The 23,279-nt window shown below is 40.3% G+C and carries 21 protein-coding genes, 2 tRNA genes and 1 pseudogene; 13 read left to right on the forward strand and 11 right to left on the reverse strand.

Going from position 1 to position 23,279, the window contains the following annotated elements; genetic code table 11:
• Nucleotides 1-8 precede the first annotated feature (8 nt).
• A complete protein-coding gene (locus tag GFH32_RS09300) occupies nucleotides 9-641 on the reverse strand; it encodes an antirestriction protein ArdA (RefSeq protein ID WP_228384100.1) in 633 nt (210 codons plus the stop codon).
• 391 nt (nucleotides 642-1,032) lie between these two features.
• On the opposite strand from GFH32_RS09300, the gene GFH32_RS18245 reads away from it, so the two are divergent.
• Both GFH32_RS18245 and GFH32_RS18385 read left to right on the forward strand, forming a co-directional pair.
• Nucleotides 1,033-1,194, forward strand: a complete 162-nt coding sequence (locus tag GFH32_RS18245) for a hypothetical protein (RefSeq protein WP_194285633.1) — start codon at nucleotides 1,033-1,035, stop codon at nucleotides 1,192-1,194.
• Nucleotides 1,195-1,220: 26 nt separating this feature from the next.
• Nucleotides 1,221-2,225 (forward strand): annotated as a pseudogene (locus GFH32_RS18385) (recombinase family protein); the annotation flags it as partial.
• Nucleotides 2,226-2,751: 526 nt separating this feature from the next.
• Here the strand turns inward: GFH32_RS18385 and GFH32_RS09310 are convergent.
• Nucleotides 2,752-2,824 (reverse strand) — tRNA-Lys (locus tag GFH32_RS09310).
• A 267-nt stretch (nucleotides 2,825-3,091) separates the two neighbouring features.
• Here GFH32_RS09310 and GFH32_RS09315 point away from each other — a divergent pair.
• Nucleotides 3,092-3,964, forward strand: a complete 873-nt coding sequence (locus GFH32_RS09315) for an SPFH domain-containing protein (RefSeq protein WP_153511353.1) — start codon at nucleotides 3,092-3,094, stop codon at nucleotides 3,962-3,964.
• A gap of 46 nt (nucleotides 3,965-4,010) precedes the next feature.
• Nucleotides 4,011-4,199, forward strand: coding sequence for a type II toxin-antitoxin system antitoxin (locus tag GFH32_RS09320; protein WP_153511354.1), 189 nt, complete (start codon nucleotides 4,011-4,013; stop codon nucleotides 4,197-4,199).
• A 13-nt stretch (nucleotides 4,200-4,212) separates the two neighbouring features.
• Here the strand turns inward: GFH32_RS09320 and GFH32_RS09325 are convergent, their stop codons facing one another.
• Nucleotides 4,213-4,515: a hypothetical protein gene (locus tag GFH32_RS09325; protein ID WP_153511355.1), complete on the reverse strand. Its 303-nt coding sequence runs from the start codon at nucleotides 4,513-4,515 to the stop codon at nucleotides 4,213-4,215.
• A 173-nt stretch (nucleotides 4,516-4,688) separates the two neighbouring features.
• On the opposite strand from GFH32_RS09325, the gene GFH32_RS09330 reads away from it, so the two are divergent.
• The 7 genes from GFH32_RS09330 to GFH32_RS09360 all read left to right on the forward strand — a co-directional run bounded on the left by GFH32_RS09330 (nucleotide 4,689) and on the right by GFH32_RS09360 (nucleotide 11,870).
• Nucleotides 4,689-5,666, forward strand: a complete 978-nt coding sequence (locus GFH32_RS09330) for a PLP-dependent cysteine synthase family protein (protein ID WP_160366856.1) — start codon at nucleotides 4,689-4,691, stop codon at nucleotides 5,664-5,666.
• Entirely contained in the window at nucleotides 5,666-6,712 is a 1,047-nt protein-coding gene (locus GFH32_RS09335; RefSeq protein WP_317162878.1) for a DUF6695 family protein, read from the forward strand. The genes GFH32_RS09330 and GFH32_RS09335 overlap by 1 nt, the downstream gene beginning before the upstream one ends.
• 17 nt (nucleotides 6,713-6,729) lie before the next feature.
• A complete protein-coding gene (gene panD, locus GFH32_RS09340; protein ID WP_153511358.1) occupies nucleotides 6,730-7,098 on the forward strand; it encodes an aspartate 1-decarboxylase in 369 nt (122 codons plus the stop codon).
• Between the two features lie 332 nt (nucleotides 7,099-7,430).
• Complete coding sequence (locus tag GFH32_RS09345) at nucleotides 7,431-8,102, forward strand: hypothetical protein (RefSeq protein WP_153511359.1); 672 nt, start codon at nucleotides 7,431-7,433, stop codon at nucleotides 8,100-8,102.
• 29 nt (nucleotides 8,103-8,131) lie between these two features.
• Entirely contained in the window at nucleotides 8,132-10,219 is a 2,088-nt protein-coding gene (locus GFH32_RS09350; protein WP_153511360.1) for a hypothetical protein, read from the forward strand.
• A gap of 4 nt (nucleotides 10,220-10,223) precedes the next feature.
• Entirely contained in the window at nucleotides 10,224-11,540 is a 1,317-nt protein-coding gene (locus GFH32_RS09355) for a hypothetical protein (protein ID WP_153511361.1), read from the forward strand.
• A 102-nt stretch (nucleotides 11,541-11,642) separates the two neighbouring features.
• Nucleotides 11,643-11,870 carry a quinol oxidase subunit 4 gene (locus GFH32_RS09360; protein ID WP_153511362.1) on the forward strand — a complete coding sequence of 76 codons (228 nt, stop codon included), beginning with the start codon at nucleotides 11,643-11,645 and terminating at the stop codon, nucleotides 11,868-11,870.
• A gap of 78 nt (nucleotides 11,871-11,948) precedes the next feature.
• On the opposite strand, the gene GFH32_RS09365 is transcribed toward GFH32_RS09360, so the two are convergent.
• The 5 genes from GFH32_RS09365 to GFH32_RS09385 form a co-directional block, all read right to left on the reverse strand.
• Nucleotides 11,949-12,929 carry a bifunctional riboflavin kinase/FAD synthetase gene (locus tag GFH32_RS09365; protein WP_153511363.1) on the reverse strand — a complete coding sequence of 327 codons (981 nt, stop codon included), beginning with the start codon at nucleotides 12,927-12,929 and terminating at the stop codon, nucleotides 11,949-11,951.
• 17 nt (nucleotides 12,930-12,946) lie between these two features.
• Nucleotides 12,947-13,675: a tRNA pseudouridine(55) synthase TruB gene (gene truB, locus GFH32_RS09370; protein WP_153511364.1), complete on the reverse strand. Its 729-nt coding sequence runs from the start codon at nucleotides 13,673-13,675 to the stop codon at nucleotides 12,947-12,949.
• Between the two features lie 292 nt (nucleotides 13,676-13,967).
• Nucleotides 13,968-14,783, reverse strand: a complete 816-nt coding sequence (locus GFH32_RS09375) for an undecaprenyl-diphosphate phosphatase (RefSeq protein ID WP_153511365.1) — start codon at nucleotides 14,781-14,783, stop codon at nucleotides 13,968-13,970.
• A 5-nt stretch (nucleotides 14,784-14,788) separates the two neighbouring features.
• Nucleotides 14,789-15,037: a DUF3098 domain-containing protein gene (locus tag GFH32_RS09380; protein WP_153511366.1), complete on the reverse strand. Its 249-nt coding sequence runs from the start codon at nucleotides 15,035-15,037 to the stop codon at nucleotides 14,789-14,791.
• 23 nt (nucleotides 15,038-15,060) lie between these two features.
• Nucleotides 15,061-15,939, reverse strand: a complete 879-nt coding sequence (locus GFH32_RS09385; protein WP_153511367.1) for a cell division protein FtsX — start codon at nucleotides 15,937-15,939, stop codon at nucleotides 15,061-15,063.
• A 222-nt stretch (nucleotides 15,940-16,161) separates the two neighbouring features.
• Between GFH32_RS09385 and leuS the strand changes: the two genes are divergently transcribed.
• Together leuS and GFH32_RS09395 are read left to right on the forward strand one after the other, a co-directional pair.
• Complete coding sequence (gene leuS, locus GFH32_RS09390) at nucleotides 16,162-18,945, forward strand: leucine--tRNA ligase (protein WP_153511368.1); 2,784 nt, start codon at nucleotides 16,162-16,164, stop codon at nucleotides 18,943-18,945.
• A 590-nt stretch (nucleotides 18,946-19,535) separates the two neighbouring features.
• Nucleotides 19,536-19,607 (forward strand) — tRNA-Arg (locus tag GFH32_RS09395).
• Nucleotides 19,608-19,877: 270 nt separating this feature from the next.
• On the opposite strand, the gene GFH32_RS09400 is transcribed toward GFH32_RS09395, so the two are convergent.
• The 3 genes from GFH32_RS09400 to GFH32_RS09410 are packed head-to-tail and all read right to left on the reverse strand — an operon-like array spanning nucleotide 19,878 to nucleotide 23,223.
• On the reverse strand, nucleotides 19,878-20,504 hold the full coding sequence (locus tag GFH32_RS09400; RefSeq protein WP_153511369.1) for a hypothetical protein: 627 nt from the start codon (nucleotides 20,502-20,504) through the stop codon (nucleotides 19,878-19,880).
• Nucleotides 20,505-20,518: 14 nt separating this feature from the next.
• On the reverse strand, nucleotides 20,519-22,825 hold the full coding sequence (locus tag GFH32_RS09405; protein ID WP_153511370.1) for a TonB-dependent receptor: 2,307 nt from the start codon (nucleotides 22,823-22,825) through the stop codon (nucleotides 20,519-20,521).
• Between the two features lie 41 nt (nucleotides 22,826-22,866).
• Complete coding sequence (locus tag GFH32_RS09410; RefSeq protein ID WP_153511371.1) at nucleotides 22,867-23,223, reverse strand: hypothetical protein; 357 nt, start codon at nucleotides 23,221-23,223, stop codon at nucleotides 22,867-22,869.
• Nucleotides 23,224-23,279: the final 56 nt, after the last annotated feature.

A 23,279-nucleotide genomic window follows, 5' to 3' on the forward strand; every position in this document is an offset into this window, starting at 1 on the left:
AATCGTGTTTATGAATTGTAGAATACGTAACCGCTATCACTCCAATAGTCACCGCTAAACAGGTCACGGGCATAAGCCTCATAATCGAAATACTGCTTTGCAAATTCGGGCAAGTCCATTTGCTCTACCTGCTCATAGGCAAAATCTTCCTCGTCCTTGTATTCGCCTATATAATCATCGTCAAAATCGCTCATTAGGTCGCTTATATCGGTCTCGGATAGCTTACGGTGTCCGTTGTCACACCATATTAAAAATGCCTCTTTCCGGCTCTCGTCCATGTCTTTCAAAGCCTCCAAAACCTCAAAAATGTTGTTGCTTATCCAACTTTCGCCGATTAAGCCGTTCGGGATATTCTCGTAATCTTGAAACATAAATTCGGGGTCTGCCTCGTCATTGTGCAGTTCCTTGCAAGCGGTATAAAATTCGTCGCTGTTTGCATAATCGGAAAGGTCAAGCCATTTTCCGAAGATTGAACCGTCATTGTATTTTCCATATGTGCCGACATATACTCTTGCTTCCGATGTGTTTATTTGATGTTTCATTTCTTTTCTGTTTTGAATTAATTTTTTTGATTTATTCGGCAATGAGAGGTGGTACTGTTGTTTTGTTTCAATACCATTTCCAATGCTTATATTCCTCATGCCTGACATTTTTTTTATTCGTGTAAAGAGCCGGAGTATGCTGTGTTTCGTTTCGGGAGCAGTTTAGGTTAGTGTTTAGGAGGCACAAGGTTTTGGAAAACAAATACTACCCAACGGGTGGAGATTTTTTTTCAAACTTGCATGACCTTTTGCCTCCGTTAAGAACACGGACATACCTTTGCTCCATGAAACGTGAACAATAGGCATACCCGCTTTTTAGGCATAACCAAACGTGGAAGTAATGAGGATAGCATTGCCGAAATGGTTCTAAACAGGCAGACTATGCCAAGTAATTCAACCCAAAGACACAATCCAATACCCACTCCATCAGTACGATAAGTTTGCCTGTGCGGATTAATCCGCTCGGTTAACAGGCAAAAATCAATTGAAGATGGAGAAAGAAAAAGCGAACAATTTAACACCCGAAAGAGTTGTGCAAATCTTGAAAAAGAAAGGAACAGAGGTCGATATAGAGGAAGCAAAAACCATCTTGGATTTTGTTAAGAAGATGGCTCATATTGCAGTTAACCAGTATCTAAGAGGAAAACTTTAATCTAATGAACAAGGAGAACTGTTGTGATGAGAAAGGCAGATTTATACATACGTGTATCGACAGACGAGCAGGCGGACAAAGGATATTCGCAACGTGACCAAGAAGACCGATTAAGGAGATATTGTGAATTAAAAGGCATTCCAGTAAGAGATGTGTACATAGAAGACCATTCGGCAAAATCTTTCAAACGTCCAGAGTGGCAGAAATATTTATCCAACCTACGTAAAACAAAGAACAACAAAGCGGGGTCAATAATACTATTTACCAAATGGGATAGGTTCAGTAGAAACGCAGGGGACGCGTACCAAATGATTAACCAGTTACGGACACATGGCGTTGAACCTGTGGCAATAGAACAGCCCTTAGACCTTACCATTCCCGAAAACAAAATCATGCTTGCGTTCTATCTTGCTTCACCGGAAGTGGAAAACGACAGGCGTGCATTGAACGTTTTTCACGGAATGCGCAGGGCGAAAAAAGAGGGGCGTTATATGGGGACTGCTCCATTGGGATACGTCAACAAGATAACAGAGGGCAAAAAGAAATTCATTGCCCCACATGACTTTGAAGCACCGCTTTTGAAATGGGCGTTTGAACAAATCGTTTCCAATAACTTCAATACCGAACAGATATGGAAAATGGTTCGGGAAAAAGCCGATGGAAAAGGTCGGTTCAGCAAAAATAACTTTTGGGTAGCCGTCCGAAACCCCTTGTACTGTGGCAAAATATTCATTCCTCCCTACAAAGAGGAAAAGGGATATTTTGTCAAAGGACAGCATGAGCCATTAATCAGCGAAAAGACGTTTGCGGATGTACAGGAAATTCTCGATGGGAGAAAGAGGGTTGTAAAGCCTAAAATCGTAGCTATGGACAATCTACCGCTTAGAGGGTTTCTCAAATGTCCTAAATGCGACCGTATGCTGACCGGAAGTGCCTCAAAGGGAAAGATGGGTAACTACTATTACTACTATCATTGTAGTTCAGCCTGCGGTACAAGGTTCAAAGCGGAAACGGCTAACGAGGCTTTCTTAAAGCAACTGCGGTATATGTCGCCAAAAGAAGGCATGGTCGATGTTTTTATCGAAGCCTTTATAAAAGACTTCAACAACAAGACCAAAGCCCAAAACACCGAACGGACAAATATCATAAGTGAGATTGACGCATTGAATAAACGCTATCAAAATGCACTTTTAAAGAATGCCGATGGAGAAATGGCAGATGACGACTTTCAAGAAGTAAAGAAATTGACCAAAGGCAAGATTGAGGTTTTGGAAAGAAGATTAAACGACTTGGCCGTAGTGGGTACGGAGATTAAAGACTTAGTGGCTTCCACCTTAAAAAAGGTCGCAAACATTGATAGACGCTATGAAAACGGCGATATTGAGGAAAAAAGGCTTATAGTGAGTTCGATGTTCCCTGATTTTTTGGAATTTGACGGAACACGACATCGAACTCCAAGACTAAATTCTGCCATTGCTCTTATCTATCAGAATAACAGCAAATTACAGGGCAAAAAAAATGGGACAAGTCTATCGTTTTTAGACTTGTCCCAAGAAGTGATCCCGCTGGGATTCGAACCCAGGACCCATACATTAAAAGTGTATTGCTCTACCAGCTGAGCTACGGAATCTTGTACTTAATTTCTTTCGTACCCTTCGTTGTTTGAAGTGATGCAAAGGTAGCTTTTTTACCTTTAATTGCAAATTATGACGCGCTTTTTTTTCTAAAAAATATCAAACTCCCTCATTTTAAAAGGAATAAATTTTCAGGGTTTAAACCTATGCCAGTCCACTTTCCGAGAATCCACATGAAAATTAAATATACAGTACACTTGCAGATTATTAAAAATAAAGTGATATATTAGTGATATCAAAATAATATCATTATATCTAACGTTATGGAAAGAATTATTAAACCAGCATCAGGCTATTTAGCGCTACTAATCTTACTGTTAACTATTGTTGGCGGGGGATATTCGATTTACTTTATGGTCTCTACGGGACAGAAAGGATTGGGCTTATTTATGTTGTTTTTATCCTTTGTTTTCTTCCTAATTATAGCAAATCGGCTTTTAATTGTAAATCCGAACCATTCTAGAGTATTAAATTTATTTGGAAAGTATAGAGGTACGATTAAGGACAATGGCTTATTTTTCATCAATCCGTTTTATACGGCGCAGCGGATTAGCTTACGTTCGGAGAACTTACAAGGGCACACGTTGAAGGTTAATGATAAGATGGGTAATCCAATAGAGATTGCTGCAGTTATTGTTTGGAAGATAGGAGATACCTACAAGGCGGCATACGATGTACAGAGCTATAACGACTATGTGCGCGTACAGAGTGAGGCAGCGGTACGTCATTTGGCGGTGAGTTTTGCTTACGACAACTTTGAGGATCAGCATGCTGAGATTACCTTGCGTGAGGGTGGAGATGCTGTCAATGCGATCCTGGAGAATGAGTTGACGGAACGTTTGGCGAAGGCGGGAGTTATTGTTGAGGAGGCGCGTATCAGCCACTTGGCTTATGCGGCGGAAATCGCGGGAGCGATGCTACAGCGTCAACAAGCAACGGCGATTGTTGCAGCACGTGCAAAGATTGTCGAAGGTGCAGTAGGCATGGTAGACATGGCCTTAAAGAAGCTTTCGGAGGAGAATATTGTTGAGTTGGATGATGAGAAGAAAGCATCGATGGTGAGCAACCTGATGGTCGTTCTATGTGGAGAGAAGGCGGCACAACCTGTTGTTAACGCGGGTACCCTGTACAATTAATCGAGATAAACGGGGACAACCCGACAAAATAAAAAAGCAGAATAGCATGAAGAAAAGTTTTGTGATCCGTGTGGACGATGAATTGTACAAGCAGCTGGAAAAGTGGGCGCATGATGAATTCAGAAGTGTCAATGGACAAATAGAATATCTTATTCATACTAGTTTACAGAAAGCTGGAAGAATGAAAAAGACGACAGCGAAGGCTAAAAAAGAAAGCGATCAGGATAATTCCTGATCGCTTTTTATATTTAATCCCGGCGGATAAATTCTCTATCCTCATCCGTCAATCCATCATCAGTATCGAGAAATTCATCATCCTCCGATTGCGGAGCAACGGTATTTGTCACCCCATATTCCTTCGGGTGTTTATTTTTTCGACGAAATAAAATCCCTCCAACAACGACACCAAGTAGGAAAAATACCCCTAATATCAACAGCTTGGAAGTTCGGATATAACCAAACAGCCAAAAACTGGCCTCTTCTTTGTTATTAAACAGAATAACTAATAGTAAAGCTAAAAGTATGGCGACAATAATGGTCTTTGGTTTCATACGCTTGTATTTAAAACAAAGCTATTAAAAATACCGAGAATGAAAAATCGAAGTATGTCGTCTACACGAAGATGCAGCAGACCGAAATGCAAGGCTATAATAGGCTACACATGAAATAATACCGACGAAAAAGCGTTTTATTAAAGCAATCAAGTTTAAACTTAACACACATTTTGATAGAGAAAAAGATTGGCAATACCCCTTTGACACGATGTCCCTTCTTGTCTGACAAGTTCAGAACGAACATTTATATCAAAGATGAAAGCTTCAATCCAGGGAAATCTTCTAAGGACCGGGCGGCATACTTTATGTTGGAGGATGCCATTAAAGGCAATAAGGTTTCTCCTGGAGGAACGATTGTCGAGGCGAGCAGCGGGAACACTGGAATCAGCATTGCCTTAATGGCTAGGGAACTGGGCTGCAGAGTCAAGATCTTTGTATCGAAGACCTGCTCCGCTGAAAAGCGGGCGTTACTAGAAGAATATGGCGCCTCGATTGAGATATGCGATAATTCCTTTGGCTTACATGTGTTCAACTCGACGCAGTACCAGGCACAGGCATATGCTGCCAACAATGAAAACGCTTATTTCACCAATCAATACTATAATTCAGCGAATATTAAAGCCCATTACCGCACCACGGGACCTGAGCTTTGGGAACAAACCAATCAGCGCATTAGCCATGTGATGGTTGGTGTAGGTACCGGCGGCAGTATCTCTGGCATTGGACGTTACCTGAAGGAGCAGAATAGCGCTATACGTATCATCGGTGTTGAACCCATCAATTCCGTATATCAGGCTTATCTAGTGGATGGTGCTTTGGCGCATAGCGGACTTGTGCACGATGCCATAGAAGGAATTGGAAGAACCTTTATTCCCGGAACGTTCGATGCACAAGTGGTCGATACGATCTATCAGGTCGATGAGGAACGCACAAAACAATGCGCGCAAGACCATCGAGCCGACACCAATCGCCTTATCGGATTCTCCAGTGCAGCAGTATTAGCCGCCTTGGAGCAAAATATTGACGAATTAAAGTTATCTTCGGAGGACCATTTGGTACTATATTTTCCAGATCACGGAGATCGTTACCTACAGAAGCTATATAACCAAACCGAGCGTGAAGACTCGGAGACCTTTGAAACCTCATGATGCATACCTACCAAGATATTGCGATTCCAATAGCGTGGCCCGATCAAACGGCACGAGGGGATGAACTGTGGTTTAAAGTACTCAAGACGGTCGGAATTGTGAAGAACCTCAATTTCAGAATCGGGCACGCTGCTATTCTGCTGATTGAGCATCACACTGGTCAAGTATTGTATTACGACTTCGGGCGCTATATTTGTCCTCGGGGCTATGGTCGCGCACGCTCGGCAGCATTTGATCCTCGACTGTATATTCAAACGCAGGCAAAATTCTCCGAAGCGAAAGAACTTATCAATTTAGACGAAATTCTGGCTGAGCTACAGCAAATGGAGGATGCAACACATGGTGGCGGACGAATGCTGTGCGCCATAAGCGAGCGTATCAGTTTTCACAAAGCGATGACCTATGCGGAAGCTTTGGTAAACAAGGGCCCCGTACTTTACGGAGCAATTGCCCCTGGAAATAACAGCTGCTCACGTTATGTGGCACAAATCCTGACCGAGGGCATGGAAACAAAAGATAAGCGCATTTCAAAAATACTATACCCCGAATCCTTAAAAGCGAGCCCCACCAGTAATGTGGTCAATGGGGGAAAGGATGGTGCATTTTATTGCTATGCTGATCAACGATTAGAACGCTGGCAAATGAATAGGAAGCAATCGCTGAAATTTCAAGTCGACCAGCTATTGATTAATTTTTCGAGAGGCCGGGCGAATACACTTCCGCAAGATTCGCAATTGGGCTATATAGCGGAGCCCAGTAAGCCCTTGCAGCTGCCTTCGGGTGCTACTTGGCTCGGTGGACTTGGCGAGGGCTGCTGGTTTGCCATAGCCCAACAAGATGACACCTATCACATCAGCAAGTACAATCATCTAGGAAAGCTGGACTATGTAGTGCCGGCGGAAACCCTGGAGAAATTTGATTCATCCGCAGCCTATGAATTTACCTACGAAATTCACTACATGCGTCATCATATAAGACAATCGGGTAGGACAATAGCCTTTCAAAGCAAGCAAGTAGAAGAAAATCAACTCAAACAATCAATTTAAATAGTATAGATAAGTACATGGAAGTAACCCTATTAAAAGCGAAAATTCACACCGTCAAAGTTACGGAGGCCAATGTAGCCTATAATGGTTCGATTACAATCGACGCCGATCTGCTCGATGCAGCAGGTATCTTGAAATACGAACAAGTATATATCAACAACGCAATCAACGGAAGTCGGATTATGACCTATGTTTTGCCTGGCAAACGAGGCTCTGGAGAGGTCTGTATGAACGGTGGCGCGGCATTGCATGCGAAAGTCGGGGATACGGTACACATTCTATCCTTTATCAACCTGAGCCCAGCAGAGGCGGAGAACTATCAGCCCACTTTGGTATTCACTGAAGGGGAAAATCAGATTAAATCGGTAGAGAAATACGAATATTAAAGACTTAGTCTTTAAGCTGAAGCCTAGCTTAGGCCTACTTTAAGCCTAACTGATACGTTTAAACGATGCATTAAACGCCTCAGTTAGGCTTTTTCTATGCTGATGTACCAGGAGAGGTAGAAAGGGAAATTCCTGTAGCAAAATACCTACAGATAGTTGATTTTCAGGAAGCGTTAATTTATGTTTTTTCTAAACTTATCTGCCTCTATTATATAAATAAGTCAATACCTTGTGAATTAACTAACATTTTTATCTCTATGTTTAAAAATTCACTGGAAACAGTGATTTATAGATAGGTCAAATGTTTGTACTTTCGCTTAGATTCAAATAATATGAGAAGATTGATTTTAGGGTTGTGCCTATGTATTTCGCTTTTTAGTTTAAGTTCCTGCTTTGATATCGTGGAAGAGATTGATATGAAAGCAAATGGATCGGGTAGTATTAAAGGTACCTTAAACTTGAGCAAGAGTAAAACCAAGACAGCTTCCTTGATGAAGTTGGATAAGATTGATGGATTTAAAGTCCCTTCGGAGTCCGACATTCGTCGTGAAGTAGGAACTATTGTTAGTTTATTAGAAAAAACAAAAGGGATTTCCAATGTGAACTATCGATTGGATTTTAAAAACTATATCGCCAGTATTTCCTGCGATTTTCAAAATGTTCAAGCCTTAAATGCTTATACCAAAACCTTAGGCGCACATTTTAAGTCTCGCTTTAATGAGAATACCAATTATACTTTCGACGCTAAAACGAAGACTTTTGTAAGGACCTATAAGCATAGCGCAGAGGCGAAAAAAGAATTTGGTAAGCTAGGTGCAGAGAATCAAAAATCATTCAATCAGGCCTACTATACGAGTATCTACCGCTTCGATCAAGGCGTAGTGAAGCAAAGTTCGGATCTCGCGAAATTATCGCCAAATAAGAAAGCCGTTATGCTTAAAACCAGTATTAATAGCTTAATTGCAGGTAAAGCTAATCTGGCCAATTCCATTGTACTACAGTAAATTAAATAATGAAAATTAATATAAGAAATATGAATAAGTTGAAGCTAGCCTTAATTGCAGCAGCACTTGGACTTGCAGGTCCAAGCTTTTCTCAAGATTTGATTAATAAAGTTCCAGGGGAATCCAACATGGTTCTTGCCATTAACGGTAAAGCTTTCTTCAAACATGTAGATGCTGCGCAAGTTAACGCCATTTTCGCTCGATTAGGATTCTTTAAAAATGTAATGGGAAATAATAATCCCATTAATACCAATGATATTCAGGATATGGGAATAGATATTAAGGCCAATGCCTATATCAATTCCATTACAACAGATTCGGTACAATTTATAGGTGGTTTATTCCCATTGAACGACCGTAGTAAATTCGAATCTTTATTGCCCAAGAATAAGAAAATTGAACAGGTAAATGGCTTGTCGACGATTTATAGCACCGATAGAACAATGCGCTTGAGCTGGGATAATAATACGATCTATGCGATGGGCGGTGTTGCGATGTACAATTACTTCAGTCGCGATGATATTAAGCAACGCTACGGTTTCTTAGAGCAGGAAGAGGCAGCAGTTTATGAAGAGCCCGTTTTGGTGGACTCCGCAGCTGTAGAATTCGAAGCTTGGGATCCGGAAAATGAAACAGTAGAATCTGCCGCAGAGGCTGCTGTTGCCGCCGCTGAAGCTGCAGAAGAAGCAGAAGCAGCTGTTGCTGAGGCCGCGGAAGAGGTTAAAGAAGCCGCTTCAACGCACGTGGTGTTGAAAGGGACGAAGAGCAATGTCAAACAAGCTGAAGAAACGACTGTAACCACTGAAATTATTGCGCCACCAATGATCTCTGGAACGTTGGAGGAGAGTGAAATTGCCGAGGTAGACTCTGTATTAGCACAAGACGAATATCAAGATGATTATTACTTGGAATACCGCAGAATTGAAAATCACAACGATTCCATTAAGAATGTATTAGTGGCTGGTTGGTTAGATGCGAAGTTAAATGATGTGATCGCAGGTAAAGGAAAGCGTATTACATCGAAGAAACTTAGAAACATCAAAGACAATGAGTTAATCCGCTTTGAAATTGATCATATCGATGAGATGTATGGCTATTTCTACCCAGCTGATATGTTGTATGGCACTTTCGGTATGCGTCCGGCATTTAATTATGGCTACCAATCGGCGAGTGGAGCAGCGGTAATCGAAGGTAATAAATTGAAGGTAATAGGTGATATGACTTTCGATAAGACCATGACGAAGTACTATAGAGATATGTATAAGAATAAACTAAATCCAGAGTTTTATAAGTATCTAGATAAGAACGCGCTTGGGTTTATGACCTTAAACATTAATACAGAAGCGTATATCAAACATATGCCGAATATAGTAACGCGTGTATTTGGAGAAAATCAAGAAAACCGCTATGGAGAGATTATCGATGTTTTTGCGACTTCATTTGATATCTTATTAGATGAGGCAGCAATTGCAAAGGTATTCAAAGGGGATAACCTGATTGTTTTAAACGGTGTTACTAAGAAAGAGGTGACTTACACCGATTACGAATATGATGAGGATTACAACTATACAGAAGTTGAGCGTACCAAAACAGAAAATATTCCTGATTTCCTATGGATGTTCTCTTCTGATGATGTGCGTATCTTCGAGAAACTAATAAAAATTGGTATCCGTGAAGAAGGACTTGTAGACCACGGTGGTATTTACGAATTGAAGACTGGATCGAGAGAAGTAATTAAACCATTCCTTTTAATTCATAAGGGTATTGTTTTCTTAGGTAATGATTTAGAAAAATTAAAGGCCATTAAGGATAATTCCTACCGCGGTGTTGGCGATAAGACTTATGTGAATCTAGCGAAGAAAAATCCAATGGTTGCTTTGTTTAACACACCGAAATTACCGAGTATGTTGAGTCAATTAGATATTCCTGTACACCGTTCTATGCAGAAAACAGTAGATGAATTGTCGAAGTATGGCAATATTTATATGGTAGCTTCTCCAATGAAGGGCAATAGCATGCAAGGAGAATTGGCGATTGAATTTCCGCAAGGAGAGAAGAATGCATTATCATTTTTAGTAAATTTAATCGATAATTGGACTTTACAACTTGAAGATTAATTGAATGAAGTGGATTAAATGGATATTCATTATCGTAACTGGACTTATAGCTGCTATAGCTATAGGTCTTTTTACATATAAGCAGATTCGTATGTCGAAAGCCAAGGATAGTCTGATTCCTGCTGAGACGAAAGCCTTGATACAAGTGAATGTCGATGGCTTAGTAACCGAATTAATGGGCAACGCGCTATCGAATCCCAATACCTACTTTTTTGGAGATAGGGATAGTACTGGGCGACGCCGTGCGAAAGTTTGGGAAACGGGCTTAAATATTCCGGCGATGATTTTTTTCTTTTCGGAAAAAGCAGATGCCGATCAGTATTATTCGGTTCAAGAGGTAAAGGATTTAAAGCGTTTTAAGCGCTTTGTTAAAGATCAGTTACATATTGACCTAGATTCCAATTCTAGCGCTGTGGAGGGTGGATATAGCTATTATCAGCAGAAGAAACTAGCGATCTTAATGAATGAAAAGGAGATTGTCTTTTCTATCGGTCGAGATTCCGTAGATCAGTCTACCAAGTTAAAAGGTTTGTTGCAAGCGGATCGCACAACCTGGCTGAACGCCTTAGCATGGTCTAAAACCCATACGGAAGAGCAGGAAGCGGATGTGTTATGGTCCAATGCGGATAAAAACTGGTTTAGTTTTGATTTTCAGAATGGGAGTGTACATGTGGATGGTTTGGTGAAATCAGACAAGTGGCGTTTTCCAGATGTGGCAAGACAGTTGAAACCGGAACCTAATGCCGTATTAAGCGCCTATCTAGATGCTGATTTAAGTTCCTGGATTCAATCGCAGGATAGTTTATTGAAAAAGTTAGACTTGCCTGTAGACAGCGTACATAAGTACTACGGTGGATATGTCGACATCAACTGGTTAGATAAGGATGTGCTACAGCAAGAATCTGTTGTTTCTTATGAATATGATGATAACTTCGAGATGAAGGAAGTGGAGCAAATACAAGATGTGGAAGCTCCTAACTTGTTACTTCGTTTGAAAGGCTCGCCGCATTTATTGGGCTATTTGCCAGAGAAATTATTTTATACCTTCCAAAAGTCTAATCAAGGCGATTTGTTGAGTCTGTATACTGGAGAGAAAGGTACTGAAGCGGCAACATTTGCGAAGGCGAAGTTGGTCTTTAACTTCAATTATACGCAATCTGCGACGGTTATAAAGCATTTTGGCTGGTTGCCGAAGTTTGATCGTTGGCAGAAGATCCAGTTGGAAGGAAAGGCACGCGATCCGCATAGTTTGAAGCTGCATGGCTATTTTGTTTTGGAGCGTGAGAAGATCCACGCTTTATATCAATTGTTTGAAGATTAATCCTTTTTCGATCTGAAAGGTCTATTAATGTAAACAAATATTTGACTGTTGTTAAAAATGGCAAAGTATTTGGGAGAATGCAAACGATTAATAGATTTACGTATGAAACGAATTATAGGATTAGTAATGGTAGTCGTGTTGGCTTTGACTGCAGCATCATGTTACAGTAACCGTCATCACCCACAAGGGATGCCTCCAGGACAGGCAAAGAAGATTTATGGTAAGAAATCTGCAAAGCAATTTGCGCCTGGTCAACAAAAGAAAAAACATAAAGGTAAAAAAGGAAATAACGGAAAACGCCATCATAATGATGTACATTGGTACAACTAAAAAGCGTAAGACATAAAAAAAGAAGCATCGAGGTTAATCGATGCTTCTTTTTTTATGCTACATTCTTATTTCTTGTTGCTACACTAATTCAAAATAGCTTCGGATAGCATGCTCGTCTTTCTTAATCTGTTCTTTCATCAGATCTAAGCTTTCAAACCATTGATCATGACGGATAAAAGAAAGAAACTTCACGCGTAAGGTCTTGCTGTATAAGTCATCGCTGAAGTCTAATAAGTTGACTTCAATTTTACGACTCATACCATCGACTGTCGGACGCGTCCCGATATAACACATACCCTTGGCAATACGTTCCGGCTGTGGCTGGAAATAAGGCCCTGTATTGATCTCCGAGGAGCGAGGGTATACCTCAACCTCCACGGCATAGATGCCGTATGCAGGGATAAGCTTATGGCTTTCGTGGATATGAAGGTTCGCTGTAGGAAACCCAATCTCTCTACCAATTTGATCGCCGCGGATTACTGTTCCTGTCAATTCAAAAGGATAACCTAAGTATTTGTTCGCTGTGTCGATATCACCTTTAATCAAGGATTCGCGAATGCGAGTAGATGATACAGCAACATCCTCAATATCTTGTTCTGGAATCTCTTCTACAGAATAGTCAAAGATATTTGCATAGTGTATCAATTCTTTGATCGTTCCTTTTCTGTCTTTTCCAAAGTGATGATCATAGCCGATGACAATTTTCTTACAGCCGATTTTATTGACTAATACATCAGAAATATATTGTTCTGGGGATTGATTTGAAAAGTCTCTAGTGAAAGGGGTGATGATTAGGTGGTCAATACCTGCTAGTGCGAGCTGTTCTACCTTTTCTTCGATATCGTTGATTAGGCGTAATGAATCGTCGTCTGGATTGATGATTAATCGTGGGTGGGGGTAGAAGGTTAATAGGACCGATTCGCCCGTATTATGCTTAGCTAACTCCGTTATCTTATTTAAAATCTTTTGATGGCCGACGTGAACTCCGTCAAATGTGCCAATGGTGACAATGGCAAAATCTAGTGGTTCGAATTCGTCCAGATTTCTATATATCTTCATGCGCTGTGTTGTGCTTGTTATTTATGTAGTTCTAAGCTCTTATTCTTATTAATAATTTCTATTAATTCGGTTAATTCCCAAGCCTTTGCGACTTCAAAATCTCCGCTTTTTGTTCTTCTCAGACTCGATAGATGTGCGCCTACGCCCAATTTAGCACCAAAATCATGTGCTATAGATCGAATATAGGTGCCTTTGCTGCATTTAATACGGAAATGTACAATCGGCAACTCAATTGCCGGGATGTCAAATTCCATAATATTGACACGGCGTGCTTTTAATTCGACTTCTTCGCCGCGACGTGCTTTCTCATAAACCCGCTCTCCATTAATTTTAATGGCCGAATGGGCAGGAGGGTATTGATCTTGCTCACCCACAAAGGACTGTGCAAGGGCATGGATTTGCTCCTCAGTAATATGGCTGATATCAGATGTAGCGTCAATTTCGGTTTCGAGGTCATACGATGGAGTGGTAGCTCCAATAGTAAAGGTACCGATATATTCTTTATCTTCTGCCTGAAAAGTGTCAATTTGTTTGGTCATTTTTCCGGTACAGACGATGAGTAATCCGGTCGCTAGGGGATCTAAAGTACCTGCATGTCCAACCTTTAGTTTTAGCGGTTTTAGGCTATTGCGCAATTTACCGACGACATCAAAGCTTGTCCAGGTTAAGGGCTTGTCAATTAATAACAATTCTCCCTGTGCAAAATTGAAATCGGTATTCTCTTGTAACGTGTTAATGTTCTCCATTCCAGTCTTTTATCGGTGTCCTTAAAAATCGCTGTCCTGCATTTAATCGTTGAAATGCAGGAATCACCTATTTTGGTATTAGGAACCTCAAATTTCCTGCAAAAATAAGAATATTATTCAGATGTCGCTGATTTAATTGTGGAAGCTGAGATTCAGATGTTGTTTGTCAATAGATGTATGCACTGATCCGTAAATTAGCTTTCTTTGTTGTTGTAAATCGAGTCCTAAATAGAAAAAGAGCAAATCTTTTCGGATTTGCTCTCGGATATCTTGCTTGTCTACGTTTTCTTTACTATTGATTCCAGAAGAATACCAATAGGATTAGGCCGATGATAATTCTATACCATCCCCAAAATTTGAATCCGTATTTTGTCAATACACTGATAAATGATTTTACGGCAATCATCGCTACGACAAAAGCTACAACATTACCAACGATAAAGACCATAATAGTTTCATTGCTCGCCATAATCATCTCATAGCCTTTTTGTGCTTGTGCGGTACCTTCGCCCCATGTTTTTACAAACACAGAGTATACAGTTACAGCTAGCATGGTTGGAACGGCTAAGAAGAAAGAGAATTCTGCTGCTGCTTTACGATCAAGTCCTTGAGTTAAGCCCCCGATAATGGATGCTGCCGAACGTGATGTTCCAGGCATCATCGCTAAACATTGCCAAAAACCAATGATTAAGGCTTTCTTAATTGGGATTTGTTTTTCATCCGTTATCGTTGGGTTTTTAAACCATTTGTCAACGAATAATAAGATCACACCTCCCAGTACTAAAACCGCAGATATAGCAACTTGATTGCCCAATACGGCTTCGATTTTGTCATCGAATAGTTTTCCCAGTACAAGAGCTGGAATAACTGCAATCACTAATTTTAAGTAGAGATTCAAATTCTTCAAGTCGAAGAATTTGCGCCAGTATAATACGACGATGGAAAGGATAGCACCAAACTGTATGGATACTTGGAACATCTTTAGATATTCACTTTCTTGCATACCCATTAAAGCTGCTGTAAAGCCCATATGGGCGGTAGACGAGATGGGTAGGTATTCCGTTAATCCTTCAACAATCGCAAGGATGATGGCTTCAAAATAATTCATTCTTTTTAGTCGGCTTTGTTGTTTTTAGGTTTATAAAGAATAGCAACGAATCCTAAGGCAAAACCTAATACCACGACAAGTGGTGCTAAGGTAATCTTAGTAAAGCTGTAAATGTCTTCAGTGCCCATCATGATAATAAACCCGATTGCTACAACAACAATCGCAAGAATAAATAATTGATAATTTATCTTTTGGAATGCAAACTGACCTTTAGTGGCAGTTGCATCTGTCTTTTTCTTAACTGTTTGGCTCATTCTCTAACGATTAATAAGGGTTATTATCTGTATAAACTAGCTGATTTCGCGCGTAAGTATTTTGTAACGGCAAAGTAAGTACTTGCTGCCGCGATTAAGATACCTAAAGCGATGACGAATATGAAGATCATTGCAAATTCATACCAGTCGCGTAAGAATACAAGTTCGGGAACTTGCTTCTGTGCAAAATGCAAAGTGATAATTAAAAGTAAGATGGCAATTAGGGAACCAATCAATCCATGCGCTATACCATACATGATATATGGGCGACGAATAAAGTTCTTGGTAGCGCCGATTAATTGCATACTCTTAATCAGGAAACGCTGCGAATAAATCGCTAGGCGAATGGTGTTGTTAATTAATGCTACTGCGATAATTAATAAGATAACGGTAAAGGCAAGGATAACAATACTGATAACGCGGATATTCTTGTTCACCATATCAATTAAAGATTCTTGGTATACCACCTCTTTGATACGTGAGTTCTTACCAATCTTATCGATAAACGTTTTTATGCTATCGCCATTGGCGTATTGTTCTTTCAGATAGATATCAACCGAAGGAAGGAGTGGGTTATGGCCTAAGTATTCAACGAAGTCTTCGCCTAAATCTTCTTTCAAGTTTTTGGCAGCCAATTCCTTGCTTACATATTCGGAACGCAATACATAAGGATCTTTTTCCAAGTCCTTTTGTAACGACAATACATCGCCTTCATTGACGTTATCATTGACGATGACATTCAAAACGATGTTTTCCTTAACGTAGCGGGAGAGGTTTTTGGCATGAACGAGTATTAAACCTAAAAGACCAGTCATCAATAATACGAGTGCAATACTGATTACTGTAGAAACATATACCGATTTTGTTTTTTTTCTTGGTGAACCCTGTTCGATCACTGACATATAGTAGTTTTAATTTACTGATGCGAAAGTACATAATTCAATGCATACCTCGCATATTTAATGAAATATTCTGTATTTCATACGCTCGGTTGTCAAGAATTTCCCTTCACTTAAATTCTAACAACGAATATCAGAAATTATTGTATAGAATAAAAAACTTTTATGCTTTATTAGGCTAAAATCGCTATTTTCGCATCTCTTATATATTTCTTAAAAACGATCATGGAGTATAATCATCAGTCTATTGAGCAGAAGTGGCAAAAGTATTGGGCAACGAATCAAACCTTTAAAACAGAGGAATCTACAGAAAAGCCTAAATATTATGTGCTCGATATGTTTCCTTATCCTTCCGGAGCGGGTTTACACGTAGGTCACCCACTTGGTTACATCGCTTCTGATATTTTTTCACGTTACAAACGCCTTAAAGGTTTTAATGTCCTGCATCCTATGGGTTATGACTCTTTTGGATTACCGGCAGAACAATATGCGATTCAAACAGGACAACACCCGGCTATTACAACGGAAACGAATATCCAACGCTATCGTGAGCAGTTAGATAATATCGGATTCTCGTATGACTGGTCGCGCGAGGTTCGCACCTCTAATGCGGATTATTACCATTGGACGCAATGGATCTTTATGAAAGCTTTCGATGCTTGGTATAATAAGGCTGCAGATCGGGCGGAGTCGATTTCTACGTTGGTAGATCATTTCGCGAGCCAAGGTTCGGCAGGTATTCAAGCAGAATCGGATGAGGAAGTGCTGAGCTTCACTGCCGATGAATGGAATGCTTTTTCTGAAGAGGTTCAACAAACAGAATTATTAAAGTACCGCTTAGCTTACTTGCGCGAAAGCACCGTAAACTGGTGTGCTGCTTTAGGAACGGTATTGGCGAACGATGAGGTTATCAATGGTGTTTCTGAGCGTGGCGGATATCCTGTAGAACAGAAGAAGATGATGCAATGGTCTATGCGTATTACTGCGTATGCTGATCGTTTGCTTCGTGGATTACATACGATCGATTGGCCAGAACCTTTAGTAGAAATGCAACGCAACTGGATTGGAAAGTCTGTTGGTGCGAGTGTGAAGTTCCCTGTGCCGCAATTAAATGAAAATATTGAAGTCTTTACCACACGCGTGGATACCATCTTTGGTGTCAGCTTTGTTGTGTTAGCACCCGAGCATGAGTTAGTGGCTGCTTTAACAACTGATGCACAACGTGGTGATGTAGAGTCATATATAGAAAAAACATCGAAGAAGTCGGAGCTTGACCGTATGGCTGATGCGAAGACTGTTTCTGGAGCATTTACAGGTTCTTATGCAAAACATCCAATAACGGGTGAGGACGTACAAATCTGGATTGCGGATTATGTTTTGGCGAGTTATGGTACTGGAGCTGTTATGGCCGTACCTTCTGGTGATCAACGTGACTACTTATTTGCGCAACACTTTAATCTTCCTATTATTCCGATATCGGATTCGCAAGATATCAGCGAAGCTGCCGATCCGAATAAAGACGGTAAATATATCAACTCTGATTTTATCAATGGTATGAACTACCAAGAGGCAGTTCCTGCATTGATTGAACGTCTAGAGGCTTTAAAATTAGGAAAGGCAAAAATAAACTTCCGTATGCGTGATGCGATCTTCGGACGCCAACGCTATTGGGGAGAGCCAGTTCCAGTTTATTTTAAAAATAACCTACCTTATTTAATTAAGGAGGAGGAGCTGCCTTTACTATTGCCTGAGGTTGATAAGTATTTACCTACTGAGACTGGTGAGCCACCTCTAGGTCGTGCTGAAGGATGGAAGTACCAAGATGAGTACGATTATGAATTGAGTACAATGCCAGGATGGGCAGGTTCTTCATGGTATTGGTTCCGCTATATGGATCCGAAAAATGAAAATCAGTTTGCATCCCCTGAAGCAGTTGATTACTGGAAAGCGGTAGATTTATATATTGGTGGTTCTGAGCATGCTACGGGTCACTTGTTATACTCACGCTTCTGGAATAAGTTCTTAAAAGATATGGGTTACCATAACGAAGAGGAACCTTTCAAGAAGTTGATCAATCAGGGTATGATTCAAGGTCGCTCGAACTTTGTATACCGCCTATTGGATGAAGAAGGTCGCGGAACAAATACTTTTGTTTCCCTAGGCTTAAGAGATCAGTACAAGACGCTTCCATTGCACGTTGATGTTAATATCGTTAGCAATGATGTTTTAGACTTGGCGAAGTTTAAGCAATTCCGTCCAGACTTTGCGGATGCGGAGTTTATCCTTGAAAATGGAAAGTATATCTGCGGTACGGAAGTCGAGAAGATGTCCAAGTCGAAGTATAATGTTGTGAATCCTGATGATATCATTAGCCAATACGGCGCGGATACATTACGTCTTTATGAGATGTTCTTAGGTCCACTAGAACAAGCTAAGCCATGGAATACCAATGGGATAGAAGGGGTATATAAATTTTTACGTAAGGTATGGCGCCTGTTCCATGACGCAGAAGGAAACTTCCATGTTTCGGACGAAGAGCCTAGCAAAGCGGAATTCAAAGCCCTACATAAGATCATCAAGAAAGTGGAAGATGATATCGAACGTTTCTCTTTTAATACGTCCGTTTCAGCCTTTATGATCTGTGTTAACGAGCTAACCGACTTGAAATGTAATAAACGTGCAATCCTCCAAGACTTGATTATCGTATTGGAATCCTACGCGCCACATATCGCAGAGGAACTGTGGAGTTTATTAGGTAATGCGCCAGGATCTATTTCCTACGCACAATACCCAACATTCAATCCTGCATACTTGGTAGAAAGCGAGTTCGCATATCCTGTATCCATCAACGGAAAGATGAAAATGAACCTTCCATTAGCATTAGATTTAGATCAACCGGCTGTGGAAGCTATCCTGAAAGACAATGCCGAAGTACAGAAATATATCGACGGTAAAGCCGTGAAGAAGATTATTTTTGTGAAAGGGAAGATTATTAATATTGTAGTTTAATAATAGATATTAGAATTTAGACATTAGATATTAGATGTATGTCGGACATAATAAGTCTGTGCCTAGTATCTCGGAAAGATTACAGATATTAGTATTTAGATATTAGTATTTAGATATTAGTATTTAGATTTTAGATGTTGTTTCATCTCTAAATAGAGTTGATCGTTTTTATACTTTTCTCATTTACATCAAATATCGTTAAAAGTGGTTTAGGAGATAACATTCCCCTAAACCACTTTTTTTTAGATATTAGAAGTTAGTATTTAGATGTTAGTATTTAGATTTTAGACATTAGATGTTGTTTCATCTCTAAATAGAGTTGATCGTTTTTATACTTTTCTCATTTACATCAAATATCGTTAAAAGTGGTTTAGGAGATAGCATTCCCCTAAACCACTTTTTTTAGATATTAGAAGTTAGATGTTTAGGATAGGATTGGTTTTTGGGGATAATTTTGATGTTATAGTACGTGTTACATAGCTGTTTAAGTTATCTTAAATCAATTTAAGGGATTTCAAAATCAATAGGTTGTCGAATTCGGTAAGCTATTGTTGTGTAATACTCAAAAATTGTATTATTTTTGGCCAGCCGCCTGCGTAGTTCAATGGATAGAATATCAGATTCCGGTTCTGACGATGTGGGTTCGAATCTCGCCGCGGGCACAAAAAAAACGCTTATAATTTATAAGCGTTTTTTTTATTGACTTTATTTTAATCGATATTTTATTAGACACATGTTTTGTCTTGTTAAGCTATCTTATCTATACGATAAACGTATATAAAGATCTTATATCGAATTATTAAACTACTTTATTTTGAAAGACTTTCAATTTAATAAATTTTGAAAGTCTTTCAAGGTCTAATATCTAAAATCTAATGTCTAATATCTAATTTCAATGTCTAACATCTAAATTCTAATATCTAACATCTCCATTAATGGTGATGTTCTGCGACCAAGTGCATATTGAATTGCAAGTCGATATCGTTAGCACCGCCAAACTTAGTAAATTCTTTATTTTGGATATCTTTTGCTACATCAATGCTTGTTTTAACGCCTGGGTTCAGGTGACGCATGATGTAGCGCCAGTTGAAGGAGTTTGTTGCTTTTAATACGGTGATATAGCCTACGGTTCCGACTTTTACACGTGTTCCATCTTCTTTTTTGTCAGCGTAGATTATTTTTACGGCATCTGCTGGAGCATTTAACCAGAATGCGAAGTGTTGGTCTTCACGCTCGATAAACGTTTTTTGACTTTGACGGCCGGCGAAATCAAATACACGTAGTTGGAAGCGGTAAGTCTTTCCTACTTCTAAATCCATGTGTGCGCCTACTGGAGGAAGGAATTTCTCGCCCTCAAAGTTGATGCTGTCTTTCTCGGCACCAGCGAAGTCGTTGTAGTGGAAGTGGTCGCCATGTGCCTCAACCTCAACTTCAGTGAATACTAAGCGCGCAGACCCTACTTCTTCCTGATCGATAACTGGAATAGGATCGTCCTTAGAACATGAGTTTAAAGTGATTAAAGCAATAATAGCAGAAGCAATGTATGTGTTGATTTTCATGATTTTTTTAGTTTTTAAAATTGATAACTGATCGCTAATCGGATGTTGCGACCGGGACGATGTGCGTAATAACGGAATCGGTCCATATAGTCCTTGTACTCGCTGTTTAATAGATTGTCGACAGCTAACGAGCTGTTTAATTTATTGTTTCCGATTGTAAATGATCGGTTGATGTTTGCGTGCAGCAGGTGGTAGGCCGCCGGCGGAGCAATATAGTCTGTTCCTTCTGCGTAGCGATTTTGCTTTGCGACAAACTCATGTGTTACCTTGAAATAGGTGTTATTTTCATTTTCTATATTCCATTTTAGTGCCTGCGATAATCTATCGGCAGGGATGTAAGGCAAATAGCTGTCTATGCTGCTGTTCTTCGCCCGTACGATGCTTCCTTGAAATTGATATTCAAACATGCTGCTGATTTCCCATTGGGCATTGATATCGAGTCCGTAGAAGAAACTGTTGTGCTGTTCATAGCTGAATACCGGGAAGGTGCCGCGAATAGTTTGACGAACAGAATCTGGATTGGGAGTAGCATAAATGTAATTGTCAATATACTGTGCGTAAGCATCGATATCAATGCGCCAATGGTCTGCTTTACGACTGATGGAGTTTACCCACTTGTAACCTCGTTCTGGGTCAAGATTCATGTTTCCAATTTCGTAGATACCTGCGCCATGGTGTACACCATCACTGTAAAGCTCATTCGCGGAAGGCGCACGCCAAGCTAATCCTACATTGGACTTGAAGGTCCATTGTGGATTGATGGCATATCGCAATCCCAAGGATCCGGATACATTATGGAAGTTACGTGTATCTTCCATTAGATACTGCTCTGGGCTATTGGTGTTTTGGTTAAAGCGATTGCGATAACCTGCGGCATCGAAATGCTTATAATCATAACGCCAACCTGCTTCTACAGCAATCTTGTTCCAACTTTTTTCATGCATCCCAAAGATGCCTAGTCCATAACTATCGTAATTGGGGATAATAGGCGTTGTGCCTGTTCCCTCCACATTATTGTTTACTTGACTGCTGGCAGCGATACCAAATGTATGCTGTTTTCCCTTCAGTAACGCTTCGAATTGCTGTGTCGATAAGATCATGTTCGACATGGGTACATCGTCTGCTACAGCTCTTCGCATGTCGAATTCACGGCGATGGTTTTGCTGCCAACTATACTGCGCTTCTAAGTTCCAATTTTCATTTAACTGATATTGGTATTTCAGCTTTGCCAATTGATGGGCTACTTTTTGCTTAGGAGCCGCGATATCATAGCTGAATCCGTAGTCTTCCAGTGGCTTTCCATGTTCAATACGAGCGAAGATATCGTCAATTGTACCGATGTGAGCGCCGTAGAATATGCCTAGTTCCGTTGCAAATCGGGAGTAATAGGCGTCCCATTGCTGCTTTTCTGTGTGATATTGCAGAGCTGTACTGAAGTTTAACTCTTGCGCCCCGGTATTGCCGAGGTAGTAGTTTGCGGTCTTTGTATTGCCGATTTTCTTGGTCGAGGCTTGAATTCGGTAGGCCAAGTTAGGGATTGCTGAAATACCACCCTCCAGCTGTGCGTTTATGTTTCCTCTACGACCGTTTGTTTGTCCTAGTAGGTCTACACGTCCTTTTATTAAGGAAGGATCTATATTTTCAGATCTGGCAATTAATACGCCGCCTAGAGCGTCAGCGCCATAACGTACTGCTTGCGCACCTTTAATGACTTCAAATTGCTCGGCGGAGAAAGGGTCTAATTCTGGCGCATGTTCTGAACCCCATTGTTGACTTTCTAATTTAACACCTTGGTTCAGTAGGAGAATACGGCTGCTATGTAAACCATTGATAACGGGTTTTGAAATGCTTTGCCCCGTATTTAAGAGGGTAACACCTGCCAGCTGTGAGAATACCTCTGCTGCCAGTTTACCTTTGCTTTCTTCTATTTGAGTTTCACTGAGTTTGTACTGAGCGGCAGATTTTTGCGCTTGCTGCATCGCTTGAACAGCGATGCCATCCAACTCAGTTGTTTGTTGATGCAAATGGATGTGTAGCACAGAATCCTTCGCCAGGTTAATGCGTTGTGTGAAGGTTTCAAAACCTAGCGCGCTAATACTTAACCTATAAGTTTTTTTAGGATCTAAATTATTAATCGTAAACGAACCATTCGCTTGGGATGTTGTCTGTACGTGCTGATCCAGCAACGTGATTGTTGCATTAGAAAGGGGTTGATGATTCTCATCAGCAACCATACCACGTAATTGGGTTGTTCGGTTTGCCTGTGCTTGTACCGTGATATTTATCAGAAACAGGAGCACAGTCAAAAGGTATTTTGACATGTAGGATTGACCTTAGATTTGATTGAATATAGAATTACTCGTTAGCTATTTTCGAGCACCGGTGGTGCTCGAAGACCTTTAGAATAATAGCGCTTAACCATTACCTGTGCAGGTAATTCAGTGGATAAGCAAAGGTTTCTATCAAATTCTCCAGGATTACTCACCCATGAATACGTTGGAGCTTGAGAGACGAGTTGATGATAATAAAGGAAACAGTAGGTACAATCGGCATCTTCATGCTGATGAGTTGTCTGCTCTTTATTGTTGCTGTGATGACAGTGTTCACTGTCTTGATGAATGTGATGGTGTTGATGGGTAAGCATCAAGCTGAACGACATACTTAAAACCGCGAGCCAAAGGCCAGCAATCCAGGTTTTATGTTGTCTTATGTTTTTCATCACGATGCAAATATATGTTAAATGCAATCTAGTTGCAAATTAAATTACACAAAGTT

The sequence above is a fragment of the Sphingobacteruim zhuxiongii genome, assembly GCF_009557615.1.
Taxonomy (GTDB): domain Bacteria; phylum Bacteroidota; class Bacteroidia; order Sphingobacteriales; family Sphingobacteriaceae; genus Sphingobacterium; species Sphingobacterium zhuxiongii.

Bases quoted from the DNA above. Each gene is read 5' to 3' on its own strand.
- GFH32_RS09345 (WP_153511359.1), top strand. From the start codon at position 7,431: ATGAGAAGATTGATTTTAGGGTTGTGCCTATGTATTTCGCTTTTTAGT.
- panD (WP_153511358.1), top strand. From the start codon at position 6,730: ATGGAAGTAACCCTATTAAAAGCGAAAATTCACACCGTCAAAGTTACG.
- GFH32_RS09405 (WP_153511370.1), bottom strand. From the start codon at position 22,825: ATGTCAAAATACCTTTTGACTGTGCTCCTGTTTCTGATAAATATCACG.
- GFH32_RS09300 (WP_228384100.1), bottom strand. From the start codon at position 641: ATGAGGAATATAAGCATTGGAAATGGTATTGAAACAAAACAACAGTAC.
- GFH32_RS09335 (WP_317162878.1), top strand. From the start codon at position 5,666: ATGCATACCTACCAAGATATTGCGATTCCAATAGCGTGGCCCGATCAA.
- GFH32_RS09385 (WP_153511367.1), bottom strand. From the start codon at position 15,939: ATGTCAGTGATCGAACAGGGTTCACCAAGAAAAAAAACAAAATCGGTA.
- GFH32_RS09400 (WP_153511369.1), bottom strand. From the start codon at position 20,504: ATGAAAATCAACACATACATTGCTTCTGCTATTATTGCTTTAATCACT.
- GFH32_RS09375 (WP_153511365.1), bottom strand. From the start codon at position 14,783: ATGAATTATTTTGAAGCCATCATCCTTGCGATTGTTGAAGGATTAACG.
- GFH32_RS09410 (WP_153511371.1), bottom strand. From the start codon at position 23,223: ATGAAAAACATAAGACAACATAAAACCTGGATTGCTGGCCTTTGGCTC.
- leuS (WP_153511368.1), top strand. From the start codon at position 16,162: ATGGAGTATAATCATCAGTCTATTGAGCAGAAGTGGCAAAAGTATTGG.
- GFH32_RS09350 (WP_153511360.1), top strand. From the start codon at position 8,132: ATGAATAAGTTGAAGCTAGCCTTAATTGCAGCAGCACTTGGACTTGCA.
- GFH32_RS09380 (WP_153511366.1), bottom strand. From the start codon at position 15,037: ATGAGCCAAACAGTTAAGAAAAAGACAGATGCAACTGCCACTAAAGGT.
- truB (WP_153511364.1), bottom strand. From the start codon at position 13,675: ATGGAGAACATTAACACGTTACAAGAGAATACCGATTTCAATTTTGCA.
- GFH32_RS18245 (WP_194285633.1), top strand. From the start codon at position 1,033: ATGGAGAAAGAAAAAGCGAACAATTTAACACCCGAAAGAGTTGTGCAA.
- GFH32_RS09365 (WP_153511363.1), bottom strand. From the start codon at position 12,929: ATGAAGATATATAGAAATCTGGACGAATTCGAACCACTAGATTTTGCC.
- GFH32_RS09355 (WP_153511361.1), top strand. From the start codon at position 10,224: ATGAAGTGGATTAAATGGATATTCATTATCGTAACTGGACTTATAGCT.
- GFH32_RS09325 (WP_153511355.1), bottom strand. From the start codon at position 4,515: ATGAAACCAAAGACCATTATTGTCGCCATACTTTTAGCTTTACTATTA.
- GFH32_RS09360 (WP_153511362.1), top strand. From the start codon at position 11,643: ATGAAACGAATTATAGGATTAGTAATGGTAGTCGTGTTGGCTTTGACT.
- GFH32_RS09320 (WP_153511354.1), top strand. From the start codon at position 4,011: ATGAAGAAAAGTTTTGTGATCCGTGTGGACGATGAATTGTACAAGCAG.
- GFH32_RS09315 (WP_153511353.1), top strand. From the start codon at position 3,092: ATGGAAAGAATTATTAAACCAGCATCAGGCTATTTAGCGCTACTAATC.